The organism is Amycolatopsis sp. PS_44_ISF1 (assembly GCF_032335455.1).
GTDB lineage: Bacteria > Actinomycetota > Actinomycetes > Mycobacteriales > Pseudonocardiaceae > Amycolatopsis.
On record NZ_JANUXO010000002.1, the window covers coordinates 765,226 to 777,723 of the forward strand.

Here is a 12,498-nt window from a genome sequence, read left to right on the forward strand (position 1 = left end):
TGACCCGGAACTCCGGCGTGCTGCAAGGGTCCGGGCACCTCGTCGTGGTCGGTCTGATCGACGGGCCGTGGGCCGTGGGACGGGGGACGGGGCAAGGAGGGCTACTGCTGGCTGTATGGGCTCGACGGATGCCTCCGCGTTGTGCTCGATGACCGCACCGTCACCGGCTGGTTCGGCCTGGCAAAACCCCGGCGACTTCCACCCCTGGACGCGGCTAGGGTGGGCCGATGCCGTCGGTCAAGCAGGTCCAGGTCACCTTCGACTGCGCCGAGCCCGAGCGGGTCGCCCGTTTCTGGTGCGCCGTGCTCGGCTACGTCTTCCCGCCGCCGCCCGAGGGGTTCGACGGCTGGGACGAGTTCGACCGGACGCTGCCGCCCGAGGAACGGGGCGGGTCGTCCGCCTGCGTCGATCCCTCGGGGGCGGGCCCGCGGCTGTACTTCCAGCGGGTGCCCGAGGGCAAGACCGTCAAGAACCGGGTCCACCTCGACGTGCGCATCGGCACCGGCCTGGTCGGCGCCGAGCGTCTGGCCGCCCTCGAAGCCGAGTGCACTCGACTGGTCGCGCTCGGCGCGGTCCGCGTGCAGCTCCTGCCCGCCGACGACCACAACGAATCCTGCCTGGTCATGCGGGACGTCGAAGGCAACGAATTCTGCCTCGACTGACCGCCCCCGGCCGTTCCAGACCCGCGGCGCTCCGGCAACGCCAGCGTGACCGGGATCGGTGCCCGGACTGGCGCTAACCCGTCTCCTCCGGCCGGTCGGCGTAGCCGAGGCGCAGGTGCTCGCTGTGGTACACCGCTTCGTCGAGCAGTTGCGCGACGTGGCTGTCGTACAGGCTGTACACGATGCTGCGCCCGTTGCGGGTGCCGACCACCAGACCGAGGTTCCGCAGCAGCCGCAGCTGGTGCGACACCGCGGACTGCTCCATGCCGACCGCCTCCACCAGCTCGCCGACGGCCAAGGGCTGCTGGCGCAGTGCGCTCAGGATCAGGAGCCGGCTGGGGGTGGCGAGGGCTTGCAGCGTCGTCGCGACCATCGCCGCGGACGCTGCGTCCAGCGGCCCCGCCGGGTGATGCCGGCCCTCGACCCCGTGTCCCATGGACGCACAGCCTAGTGCACGCCACACATGAACACGTCTTCATTCGTTCTGCTACCGTTCCGGCATGACCACTCACGGGCACGGACACGGGCACCCGCCGGGCCGCTGGGCCAAGCTGCGCCACGCGCTGACCCCGCACAGCCACGACTCCGGCGATCTGGTCGACGACGCGCTCGAAGCCAGCAGGGCCGGGATGCGGGCGCTGTGGCTGTCGTTCGCGGCCCTGCTGGGCACCGCGTCGGTCCAGCTGGTGGTCGTGGGGTTCACCGGCTCCGTCGCGCTGCTCGGCGACACGCTGCACAACTTCGCCGACGCGCTGACCGCGGTGCCGCTGGCCGTCGCGTTCCTGCTGGGGCGCCGGAAGGAAACGCGCCGGTTCACCCACGGGCTGGGCCGGGTGGAGGACCTCGCCGGGCTGGTCATCCTGCTCGTGATGGGCGGGTCCGCGGTGCTCGCAGGGGTGGAGGCGGTCGACCGGCTGCTGCACCCGCGGGCGATGACCGGGCCCGGCTGGGTGGCGCTCGCCGGGGTGATCGGTTTCGCCGGGAACGAGCTGGTCGCCCGCTACCGCATCCGGACCGGGCGGCGGATCGGCTCGGCCGCGCTGGTCGCGGACGGGTTGCACGCCCGGACCGACGGGTTCGCCAGCCTCGCCGTCGTGCTGGCCGCGGGCGGCGCGCTCGCCGGCTGGACCTGGGCGGACCCGGTGGTGGGCCTGCTGATCACGGCCGCGATCGTCCTCGTGCTGCGCGACGCCGCGCGCGAGGTCTTCGGCCGGCTGCTCGACGCCGTGGACCCGCGCCTGGTCGACGCCGCCGAGCACGCCCTGACCGGCACCCCCGGTGTCCTCGGCGTGGACGAGCTGCGGCTGCGCTGGATCGGGCACTCGCTCGCCGCGGAAGCCCGGGTTCGCGTGGACCCGGGCCGCTCGCTGGCGGAAGCGCACGACATCGCGCACGCCGCCGAGCACGGGCTTTCGGCCGCGCTCCCCCGGCTGGCCCGCGCGCTCATCCACGCCCACCCGGCGGAAAGCGTCAGCATCGCCGCCCCGGCAGTCAAGGAAGCGTGAGCGCCACCGCCCCACCGCCCCCGGCCGCGGAAGGCTGGCCCTCGTCCCTCACGAGAGAAGGCTGTGGATGACTGACTTCGCCTGGTCGCTGCTGCTGGTCGGCCTGTGTGTGCTGTTCGCGCTGGTGCTGCGGGTGCTGCAGTGGTGGCTCGTCCGGCTGGACGAGCACGGCCGCGCCGACCCCGCGACCGCTCCCGCCCGGTCCCGGTAGGTCACCCGGCCCCGAGCCGAGGAGGACCAGCACTGCTGTCCGCCCATCCAACGGACGGCAGGCAGCTGGCTGGCGACTGGCGAACGGACAGCAGGCAGCTGGCTAGCTGGCGGCCGGTTAGCTGGCTGGTCGGACGGCTGGCTGGCCGCTGGCGGCTGGAACGGCTGGCCGCTGGCGACTGGAACAGCTGGCGGCTGGAGCGGCCGGCGGCTGGCGGCTGGCGGCTGGCGGCTGGCTGCTGGCTGCTGGCTGCTGGCTGCTGGCTGCTGGCTGCTGGCTGCTGGCTGCTGGCTGCTGGCCGGATCGTGACCGGGGCGCCGTGGGTGTGGCCGCTCGGGCCGCCACCGGCGACCGCATCGCGGCGGCGAGGCTGGCTTACCGGGACGCCGGGCCCGTGGGTGTCTGCGCACGGGCTGACGCCGGTGGCGGTGGGGCCGGGTCGTCGCCGGTAGCTGGTGTACCCAGGTCGGCATCGGTGGCGGCGTGGCCGGGTCGGCGCTGCGGCGGGTGGGCCGGGTCGCTGGTCCCGATGGCCGTCATCGTGGGCCGGGGCCGGGGCACGATGACGGCCACCACATCGCCGACCGGTTGCCGCTCACTTTCTGCTGCGCCTCACTGGCCGCCGGGTTCGTCGTCTTCGGTGGCGCACTTCGGCCGAGCCAGTGGTGGCGCTGGGCGTCACCTCCGGGCCGAAGCTCGAGATCTCGGGCCGCGCCGTGGTCGCGGCCGGTCCCGGTGACGAGCGACGGCGTCCACTTCGGACTCCTCGCCCGGCCCCGGGGGTGCGGCAGCAGGTCCGCCGCACCCCCGGGCTCAGACCGCGCTCTCGAACTCCTTCACCGCGTCCAGGGCCGCGCCCATGGCCGCGTTGTCCTCGCGGCCGATCATGATCTCGACCAGCACCGGCCGATTGGTGCGGCCGACCTCCTTGCGGGCCCAGTCCAGCGAGGCGCGGATTTCGGCCGGGTCGACCACGCGGGTGCCGGAGCAGCCGTAGGCCTCCATGATCTTGACGTTGTCGGTGCCGGACTCGTCGTAGTGGATGTCGACCTCGAAGTTCATCGCGTAGCCGGTCTCGGCCTGGCGGATCAGGCCCAGGTACTCGTTGTTCAGCATGACCAGCACGAAGCCGACGTCGTACTGCGCGGCCACGGCCAGCTCCTCCACCAGGAACTGGAACGAGTAGTCGCCGACCACGCCCACCACCTCGGCCTCCGGGCGGGCCTTCTTGACCCCGATCGCGGCCGGGATCTCCCAGCCGAGCGGGCCGGCCTGGCCGCAGACCTGGTAGTGGCGCGGCCGGTGCGCGCGCTGGAACTGCCCGGACCAGATCTGGTACAGCCCGATCGCGGTGACGAAGTAGGTGTCCGGGCCGTAGTACTCGTTGAGCTCCTTGAACACCCGCGGCGCCTTGATCGGCGTGCTGTCGAAGTCCTCGCGCCGCGGCAGCTCGGCCTTCAACGCGCCGATCCGCTCGACCCACGCCCGGCCGGCCGACACCGTCCGGCCGTCCACAGCGGACAGCAGGGCGTCGAGGAACGCGCCGGTGTCGGACACCACGCCCAGGTCCGGGCCGAACACCTTGCCCAGCTGCGTGGGTTCGATGTCGACGTGGATGAACTTCCGCTCGCCGCGGTAGACCGACAGCTCGCCGGTGTGCCGGTCGCCGAAGCGGGCGCCCAGCGCGAGCACCAGGTCGGCCTCCAGGAACGCGGCGTTGGCCCAGCGCTGCGAGGTCTGGATGCCCGCCATGCCCGCGAACAGCTCGTGGTCCTCCGGGAAGCTGCCCTTGCCCATGAGCGTGACGCCGACCGGGATCCCGAGGCGCTCGGCCACCGTGCGCAGTTGCGCGCTCGCTTCGCCCAGCACCACGCCGCCGCCGGCCAGGATCAGCGGGCGCTCGGCGGCCAGCAGCAGGTCCAGCGCCCGCTCGACGCGGGCCGGCGCGGGCCGCACCGGGGTGACCGGCAGCGCCGAATCGATGCTGGAGTCCCATTCGATCAGCCGCTTCTGCACGTCGATCGGCAGGTCGATCAGCACCGGGCCGGGACGGCCGGAGCGCGCCACGCGGAACGCCTCGCGGAAGATCCACGGCAGCTGCGCCGCTTCCTTGACCTGCACCGCCCACTTCGTCACCGGTTTGGCGATCTCGACGATGTCGACGGCCTGGAACGCCTCCTGGTGCAGCTTCGAGGAGTCGGCCTGGCCGGTGATGCACAGGATCGGGATCGAGTCCGCGTGCGCGGTGTAGAGGCCGGTGATCATGTTGGTGCCGGCCGGGCCCGAGGTGCCGATCGCGACGCCCACCTTGCCGGTGGTGCGCGACCAGCCGTCGGCCATGTGCGTGGCGCCCTCCTCGTGACGCACCACCAGGTGCTCGATGGCCCGGCCCTGCATGGCCTGGTACAGCGGCAGGATCGCCGCGCCCGGGCAGCCGAAGGCGACGTCCACCCCCTCGTCGATCAGCACGTCGACGACCGCCTGCATCGCGGGGACCCTGGTCATGGCGAAACCTCCTGAGACGATCGGCCGGACAGTTCTTCGACGACTTTCAGCAGTGCCGAGTGGTCCAGCGAGCCGTGGCCCATGGACCGCCCGGCGGCGACGAGCTGGGCGACCAGCCCGGTCAGCGGCAGCGCCACATCGGCCTGGCGGGCGGCGGCGAGCGCGATGCCCATGTCCTTGTGGTGCAGGTCGATCCGGAAGCCGGGCCGGAATTCGCGCGCCACCATCGACTCGCGCTTCAGCTCCAGGATCCGGCTGCCGGCCAGCCCGCCGGCGAGCACGTCGAGCCCGGTGCCCGCGTCCACCCCGGACGCCTCCAGCAGCACGATCGCCTCGGCCACCAGCCCGTAGATCCCGCCGACCACGAGCTGGTTGGCCGCCTTCACGACCTGGCCCGCGCCGTGCGGGCCGACGTGCACGACGGTCCGGCCGAGTGCCTCGAACACCGGCCGGGCGGCGGCGAAGTCGGCCGCCTCGCCCCCGACCATGATGGACAGCGAAGCCTGCTCGGCCCCGGCCTGCCCGCCGGACACCGGCGCGTCCAGCACCCGGATCCCCTTCGCCGCACCGGCTTCGGCCACGGCGATCGAGGTCTCCGGCCGGATCGTGCTCATGTCGGCCAGCAGGGTGCCCGGCGCGACGGCGTCCAGCACCCCGCCCGGGGCGAGCACGACCTGCTCGACCTGCGGGTGGTCCGGGAGCATGGTGATCACCACCTCGGCCCCGGCCACCGCGTCGGCCACGTCGGCGGCGGCGCGCCCGCCCGCGGCCTCCAGCTCGGCCCGCGCCCCGGCGTTCAGGTCGAACCCGCTCACCTCGTGCCCGGCGGCGGCCAGGTGCGCGGCCATCGGCGCGCCCATCACGCCCAGGCCGATGAATCCCAGCTTGCCCATCAGTTTCCCCTTCGCTCGAACGGCAGCCAGGCCAGCGATCCGGCGGTGGGGCCGTCCGGTCGGTACTCGATCCCCACGTGCCCCGCGTAACCCGCGAGCTGCAGTTTCTCCAGATGCCGGCCGAGGTCCAGCTCCCCGGTGCCCGGCTGGTGGCGCCCCGGCGCGTCCGCGATCTGCACGTGCCCGACGCGCGGGGTGTGCTCGCTGATCACGGCGTCGAGGTCCTCGCCGTTGACCGCCAGGTGGTAGAGGTCGGCCAGCAGCCGGACGTTGGCCAGTCCCAGCTCGTCCAGCACCGCGACCGCGTCGGCGGCCGTCTTCAGCGGGTGGCTCGGCGCGCCGGACAGCGGCTCCAGCACCACCTGCGCCCCGATCCCGGCGGCGGCCTCGGCCGCGGCGGCCAGCTGGACCAGCGCCAGTTCGTCCTGTTCGGACGGTGCCACGCCCTCGATCCGGTTGCCGTACAGCGCGTTGAAGCTGCGGCAGCCCAGCCGCTCGGCGATGCCGAGCGCGCTGGTCAGGCCGACCGCGAACTCGGCTTCGCGGCCCACCCACGAGACCAGCCCGCGCTCGCCGGCCGCCATGTCGCCGGCGAAGAGATTCAGGCCGGTCAGCCGTACACCGGCCCGCTCGATCGAGCGGACGAACGCCTCCACCTCTTCCGGCCGCGGGTCAGCGGCGTCGAACGGCCACCAGAACTCCACGTCGGTGAAGCCCGCCGCCCGGGCGGCCGGCGCCCGCTCCAGCAGCGGGAGCTCGGTGAACAGGATCGACAGGTTGGCGGTGTAGGGCAGCGAATGCCGCCCGCCGTCAGGACCAGTCATCGAAATACCTCGCAGCCCTCGATCACCGGCTCTTCACCGAGCCGGAGATCTCTTATTTCGTATCGTGGAAGACTTCTTCCGTATTTCGAGAATAGCCGCCGAGGCTGGGTGCGGTCAACGGGCCGGGGCGAGTTCGCGCGGCCTTCAGGTCTCGCGCCGGGGGTGGTCGAGCCTTCCGGGTGCGGTGCTTACAGATCCACAATGGACAGCGGCCCGCCTCGATCGCGTGCGAGGCGTGGCCCGGGGGTCACCAGTGCGAGCACGGCCGGGAAGACTTCCTCACCGCCGCGATTTCCGTGCGCAGCGCGGCGAACGGGCCGATCACCGCCTCACGCGACTGCGCGTCCGGGATCGTCTCGCCGCGGGCCGACGGGAATCCGGTCGGTTTGAGTCCCGTCCGCCGCGTAGGTGACCGGTTTCCGCACCCGTACGGCCGGTTCAGCGATCCCGGGTCTGGCACCGCGTCCTGCCCCGGCCCTCGATCACGCGCCCTCGGTGGCCTCGGTGCCCTTCGCGTCCACCAAGGACCGCGTGCCCGGGGGAAGGTGGCCAACCCCGCCGTCCCCGCGCAGGAACCGGACGATGGCTTCCTGCAGCGCCCGGACCGCGCGCGGCTGCTCGACGTCGCGGCGGTAGGCCAGGCGCACCACCCGGCTGAGCCCGGGCTCGGTGAACTGCGTCATCCGGAACCGGTCGCCGACCACGGTGCTCGGCACCACGGCCAGCCCGATACCCGCCCCGACCAGCTCCAGCACGGCGTCCATCTCCCCGCCTTCGATCGCGAACACCGGGTCGAAACCCTCGGCCCGGCAGGCGTTCACCGTCGTCTCACGCAGGTCGTAGCCGCGCCGGAACATCACCAGCGGCCGGTCCCGCAGCTCGCCGATGGCCAGCCGGCCGCGCACCGGCGGCCGCGCCGAGAGCGGCGAGATCACCACCAGCTCCTCCACGAACAGCGGCGTGCTGGACAGCCGCGGGTCGTCGTGCACCCGCGAGTCGACGAGCATCGCCAGGTCCAGCGCGCCCTCGGACAGCTCGGTCTGCAGGTCGCGCGAGCCGCTTTCGTGCAGCACCAGCTCGATCCCCGGGTACGCGCGGCGGAACGCGGCCAGCATGGCCGGGAGCAGGCCGGTGCACAGGCTGGGCGTGGCGCCCAGCCGGACGCGGCCCCGGCCCAGCTCGTCCAGCTCCCGGATGGCCCGGTACGCCGTCTCGGTTTCGGCCAGGATGCGGCGCGCGATCGGCAGCAGCGTCTCCCCCGCCTCCGTGAGCGTGACGTTGCCGCGGATGCGGTGGAACAGCGTGGCCCCGACATCGCGTTCGAGCGCCCGCACCTGTTGCGACAGCGAAGGTTGCGCGACCCGCGCCTGCTCGGCCGCGCGGGTGAAGTGCCGGGTCTCCGCGACCGCGACGAAGTAGGCGAGCTGCTGGAACTGCACCGGTTCATCATAGTCTCAGACTGTCGTCAGCAGAGAAATCATGTGTTTGCCCTCTGATCGAGCCGCCCCTACCGTCGAAGACGTGGCACGTGAACCCGCGACGACGCGAAGCACCCGGCCGGCCCTGCGGCTGTTCTGGGATTCGACGATCGGCAAGAAGGCCGTGATGGCGGTGACCGGGCTGCTGTTCGTCGTCTTCCTGCTGGCGCACATGGCCGGCAACCTCAAGATCTTCTTCGGCGCGGGCACCTTCGACCACTACGCGGGCTGGCTGCGGACGATCGGCGAGCCGGTGCTGCCGCACGCCTGGTTCCTCTGGATCCAGCGGGCGGTCCTGATCCTCGCGCTGGGGCTGCACGTGGTGGCCGCGGTCCAGCTCTCCGCCCGGGACCGGAAGGCCCGGCCGGTGCGGTACGCCCACCGGCCTCGGCCGCGTGCGAGCTTCGCCACGCACACCATGCGGTGGGGCGGGGCGACGCTGGCGGTGTTCATCGTCTGGCACATCCTCGACCTGACCGCCGGGGTGGTGAGCCAGGACTTCGTGGCCGACCGGCCGTTCCACACCGTGGTCGCGGACTTCCAGGTGTGGTGGGTCAACCTGGTCTACCTGGTCGCGCTGCTCATGCTGGGGCTGCACATCAACCACGGGTTCTGGAGCGCGGCCCAGACCCTGGGCCTCGAAAGCGCTTCGCGCGGCCGCGCGATCAAGGTCGCGGGCACCGTGCTCGCCGTGGTGATCACCGGCGGTTTCATGATCGTGCCGATCGCCGTCATGACCGGATGGGTGGGCTGACATGCTCGACTACACCGACTACACCGTGGGCGAGCCGATCGCCGACGACCGGGCGCCGGGCGGGCCGATCGAGGGCCGCTGGGCCGCCCGCCAGTTCTCCGCGAAGCTGGTGAACCCGGCCAACCGGCGGCGGCACCGGGTGATCGTGGTCGGCACCGGGCTGGCCGGCGGCTCGGCCGGGGCCACCCTGGCCGAGCAGGGTTACCACGTGGTCCAGTTCTGCTTCCAGGACTCGCCGCGGCGGGCCCACTCGGTGGCCGCGCAGGGCGGCATCAACGCGGCGAAGAACTACCGCAACGACGGCGACTCGGTGTACCGCCTGTTCCACGACACGGTCAAGGGCGGCGACTTCCGCTCCCGGGAGTCCAATGTGTACCGGCTGGCCGAGGTCTCCGCGCAGATCATCGACCAGGCCGTGGCGCAGGGCGTGCCGTTCGCCCGGGAGTACGGCGGGCTGCTCGACACCCGCTCGTTCGGCGGGGTCCAGGTGCAGCGCACGTTCTACGCCCGCGGCCAGACCGGCCAGCAGTTGCTGCTGGGCGCCTACCAGGCGCTGTCCCGCCAGATCGACGCCGGGCACGTCGAACTGCACGCCCGCACGGAGATGCTGGACCTGGTCGTGGTCGACGGGCGGGCCCGCGGGATCGTGGCGCGCGACCTGGTCACCGGCGAGGTCACCACCCACCTGGCCGACGCCGTGGTGCTGGCCAGCGGCGGCTACGGCAACGTGTTCTACCTGTCCACCAACGCCAAGGGCTCCAACGCCACCGCGCTCTGGCGCGCCCACAAGCGCGGCGCCTACCTGGCCAACCCGTGTTTCACCCAGATCCACCCGACCTGCATCCCGCGCTCGGGCGAGCACCAGTCGAAGCTCACGCTGATGAGCGAGTCGCTGCGCAACGACGGCCGCATCTGGGTCCCCCGGCAACCGGGCGACCCCCGCCCGCCCGGCGAGATCCCCGAGGCCGAGCGCGACTACTACCTGGAACGGAGCTACCCGAGCTTCGGCAACCTCGTCCCCCGCGACATCGCCTCCCGGGCCGCGAAGAACGTCTGCGACGCCGGCTCGGGCGTGGGCCCCGGCGGGCTCGGGGTGTACCTCGACTTCGCCGACGCCCTCGCGCGGATGGGCCGCCCGGCCGTGGAAGCCAAGTACGGCAACCTGTTCGACATGTACCAGCGCATCACCGCCGAGGACCCGTACCGGGTCCCGATGCGCATCTACCCCGCCATCCACTACACCATGGGCGGGCTGTGGGTCGACTACGACCTGCAGTCCACCGTCCCCGGGCTGTTCGTGATCGGCGAGGCCAACTTCTCCGACCACGGCGCCAACCGGCTCGGCGCGTCCGCGCTCATGCAGGGCCTCGCCGACGGCTACTTCGTGCTGCCGTCCACCTTGACCGACTACCTCGCCCGCGGCGGGTTCGCCGAGGTGAGCCCGGCCGATCCCGCCGTGACCGAGGCGCAGACGCAGGTCCGGGCGAGGATCGACCGGCTGCTCGCGGCCGGTGGCCGCCGCAGCGCCGACTCGTTCCACCGCGAGCTGGGCCACCTGATGTGGGACTCCTGCGGGATGTCCCGCAACGCCGAGGGCCTGCGCCAGGCGCTCGGACGCGTGCCCGAGCTGCGCGCGGAGTTCTGGCGGGACATCCGCGTGCCCGGCACCGGGGCCGAGCTGAACCAGGAACTGGAGAAGGCCAACCGCGTGGCCGACTTCCTGGAGCTGGCCGAGCTGCTGCTGCTCGACGCGCTGGTGCGCGAGGAATCCTGCGGCGGCCACTTCCGCGAGGAGTTCCAGACCCCGGACGGCGAAGCCCGGCGCGAGGACGAACGCTTCAGCCACGTGGCGGCCTGGGAGTACGGGGAGAAACCCGTGCTGCACCGGGAAGAACTGACCTTCGAACACGTCCGCCCGAGTACGAGGAGCTACACGTGAAACTCACCGTGCGCGTCTGGCGCCAGTCCGGCCCGGAAGCCGAAGGGCGGCTGGTCGCCTACCCGGTGGCGGACGTCCGCCCGGACATGTCGTTCCTGGAGCTGCTCGACCGGCTCAACGAGGACCTGATCGAGGCGGGCGGGCAGCCGGTCGCCTTCGACCACGACTGCCGCGAGGGCATCTGCGGCTCCTGCGGCGTGGTGATCAACGGCCGGGCCCACGGCCCCGAGCGGACCACCGCCTGCCAGCTGCACCTGCGCTCCTTCGCCGACGGCGACGTGATCGACGTCGAGCCCTGGCGCGCCCGCGGCTTCCCGGTGATCAAGGACCTGGTCGTCGACCGCACCGCCTTCGACCGCATCATCCAGTCCGGCGGCTACGTCACCGCCCCCACCGGCAGCGCCCCCGACGCCCACGCGACCCCGGTGCCGAAGCCGGCCGCGGACCTCGCCTTCGACAACGCCACCTGCATCGGCTGCGGGGCCTGCGTGGCCGCCTGCCCGAACGGTTCGGCCATGCTGTTCACCTCGGCCAAGGTCGCGCACCTGAACTCGCTGCCCCAGGGCGGGCCCGAACGCGCCCGGCGCGTGCTGGACATGGTGGACACGATGGACGCCGAGGGCTTCGGCGGCTGCACGAACACCGGGGAGTGCGTCGCGTCCTGCCCGAAGGGCATTCCGCTGGCCAGCATCGCGAACCTCAACCGGGAGTTCCTCCGGGCCGCGCGCACGTCACGGCGCTGAGGCTCAGCCGGTGAGCAGGCGCCGCAGCCAGTTCACCCGGGATGCGCGGGCTTCGCGGGACATCGGCGCGTCCGGCACGATCTCGTCGAACCCGTGGCAGGCACCGGGCCACACGTGCAGCTCGGCCTGCCCGCCCGCCTGCCAGAGCCGGGAGGCGTAAGCGACCGCCTCGTCGCGGTAGGTCTCCACCGCGCCCACTTCGACGAAAGCTTCCGGCAGTCCGGAAAGATCGATGGCACGTGAGGGCGCGGCGTACGGGGACACGCCCTCGCCGCCGGCCGCGTCGCCGAGCAGGGCGGACCAGGCGGTGGCGTTGGAGATGCGGTCCCACACCCCTTCGCCGACCAGCTCCGTGCTGGAGGGCGTGGCCGCGCGATCGTCGAGCATCGGGCAGACGAGCAGCTGGCCGCGCAGCGCCGGGCCGCCCCGGTCGCGGGCCAGTAGCGCGGTGGCGGCCGCGAGCCCGCCGCCCGCGCTGCCCCCGGCGACGACCAGCCGGTCCGGGTCGATGCCCAGCTCGCCCAGGTGGTCGCCGACCCAGCGCAGACCGGCGTAACCGTCCTCGACCGGGGTGGGGTGCGGGTGCTCGGGCGCGAGGCGGTAGCCGGCGCTCACCACGACCATCGGCACCGCCGCCATCCACTCCAGCACCCAGTCGAGCCCGGTCCGGTTGCTGCCGGCCATCAGGCCGCCCCCGTGCAGGAAGTACAGCCCGGGCAGCGGGACCGCCGGGTCGGCGCCCGCCGGCCGGAGCACGAGCAGCGGCACCTCGCCGACCTGGGTTTCCATGACGTCCACGGGGTGGCCGGCCAGGTCGGGGCCGGGCCGGGCCGCGGTCAGCTCCCGCAGCCGGCCGATCAGCCCGGGGGTGACCGAGGCGGGCAGGGCGGCGTTCACCGCGACCAGCGCGGCCGAGATCAGCGGGTCGAACGGGGGGTGCGGCACCGGGCTCCTCCGGGGTGGCTGCGATGGGAATGGCTGCGG

The 12,498-nt window shown here is 72.8% G+C and carries 12 protein-coding genes; 6 read left to right on the plus strand and 6 right to left on the minus strand.

The features are described from left to right. Positions 1-227 precede the first annotated feature (227 nt). Positions 228-662 carry a VOC family protein gene (locus tag NYF13_RS18270; RefSeq protein WP_315658313.1) on the plus strand — a complete coding sequence of 145 codons (435 nt, stop codon included), beginning with the start codon at positions 228-230 and terminating at the stop codon, positions 660-662. 73 nt (positions 663-735) lie between these two features. On the opposite strand, the gene NYF13_RS18275 is transcribed toward NYF13_RS18270, so the two are convergent. Continuing rightward, positions 736-1,098 (minus strand): metalloregulator ArsR/SmtB family transcription factor, encoded by a 363-nt coding sequence (locus NYF13_RS18275; protein WP_315658315.1) that lies wholly within the window; start codon positions 1,096-1,098, stop codon positions 736-738. 64 nt (positions 1,099-1,162) lie between these two features. On the opposite strand from NYF13_RS18275, the gene NYF13_RS18280 reads away from it, so the two are divergent. Together NYF13_RS18280 and NYF13_RS18285 are read left to right on the plus strand one after the other, a co-directional pair. Next, positions 1,163-2,167 (plus strand): cation diffusion facilitator family transporter, encoded by a 1,005-nt coding sequence (locus NYF13_RS18280; RefSeq protein ID WP_315658317.1) that lies wholly within the window; start codon positions 1,163-1,165, stop codon positions 2,165-2,167. Positions 2,168-2,234: 67 nt separating this feature from the next. Further along, the gene (locus tag NYF13_RS18285; protein WP_315658318.1) at positions 2,235-2,378 is read left to right on the plus strand and encodes a hypothetical protein; all 144 of its coding nucleotides are present in this window, start codon (positions 2,235-2,237) and stop codon (positions 2,376-2,378) included. Between the two features lie 813 nt (positions 2,379-3,191). Here the strand turns inward: NYF13_RS18285 and gcl are convergent. The 4 genes from gcl to NYF13_RS18305 form a co-directional block, all read right to left on the minus strand. Further along, complete coding sequence (gene gcl, locus NYF13_RS18290) at positions 3,192-4,865, minus strand: glyoxylate carboligase (protein WP_315660361.1); 1,674 nt, start codon at positions 4,863-4,865, stop codon at positions 3,192-3,194. A 14-nt stretch (positions 4,866-4,879) separates the two neighbouring features. Beyond that, positions 4,880-5,776, minus strand: a complete 897-nt coding sequence (locus NYF13_RS18295; protein WP_315658320.1) for an NAD(P)-binding domain-containing protein — start codon at positions 5,774-5,776, stop codon at positions 4,880-4,882. Further along, the gene (locus tag NYF13_RS18300; RefSeq protein WP_315658321.1) at positions 5,776-6,600 is read right to left on the minus strand and encodes a TIM barrel protein; all 825 of its coding nucleotides are present in this window, start codon (positions 6,598-6,600) and stop codon (positions 5,776-5,778) included. Before NYF13_RS18300 ends, NYF13_RS18295 begins: the two co-directional genes overlap by 1 nt. 482 nt (positions 6,601-7,082) lie before the next feature. Further along, positions 7,083-8,039, minus strand: a complete 957-nt coding sequence (locus tag NYF13_RS18305; RefSeq protein WP_315658322.1) for a LysR family transcriptional regulator — start codon at positions 8,037-8,039, stop codon at positions 7,083-7,085. A gap of 82 nt (positions 8,040-8,121) precedes the next feature. Between NYF13_RS18305 and NYF13_RS18310 the strand changes: the two genes are divergently transcribed. Genes NYF13_RS18310 through NYF13_RS18320 form a run of 3 tightly spaced genes read left to right on the plus strand, consistent with a single transcriptional unit; the run spans position 8,122 to position 11,514 of the window. Beyond that, positions 8,122-8,832 (plus strand): succinate dehydrogenase cytochrome b subunit, encoded by a 711-nt coding sequence (locus NYF13_RS18310; RefSeq protein WP_315658324.1) that lies wholly within the window; start codon positions 8,122-8,124, stop codon positions 8,830-8,832. A 1-nt stretch (position 8,833) separates the two neighbouring features. Then, the gene (locus tag NYF13_RS18315; protein WP_315658325.1) at positions 8,834-10,771 is read left to right on the plus strand and encodes a fumarate reductase/succinate dehydrogenase flavoprotein subunit; all 1,938 of its coding nucleotides are present in this window, start codon (positions 8,834-8,836) and stop codon (positions 10,769-10,771) included. Then, on the plus strand, positions 10,768-11,514 hold the full coding sequence (locus NYF13_RS18320) for a succinate dehydrogenase/fumarate reductase iron-sulfur subunit (RefSeq protein ID WP_315658326.1): 747 nt from the start codon (positions 10,768-10,770) through the stop codon (positions 11,512-11,514). The genes NYF13_RS18315 and NYF13_RS18320 overlap by 4 nt, the downstream gene beginning before the upstream one ends. A 3-nt stretch (positions 11,515-11,517) precedes the next feature. Here the strand turns inward: NYF13_RS18320 and NYF13_RS18325 are convergent, their stop codons facing one another. Then, entirely contained in the window at positions 11,518-12,459 is a 942-nt protein-coding gene (locus tag NYF13_RS18325; RefSeq protein WP_315658328.1) for an alpha/beta hydrolase, read from the minus strand. Positions 12,460-12,498: the final 39 nt, after the last annotated feature.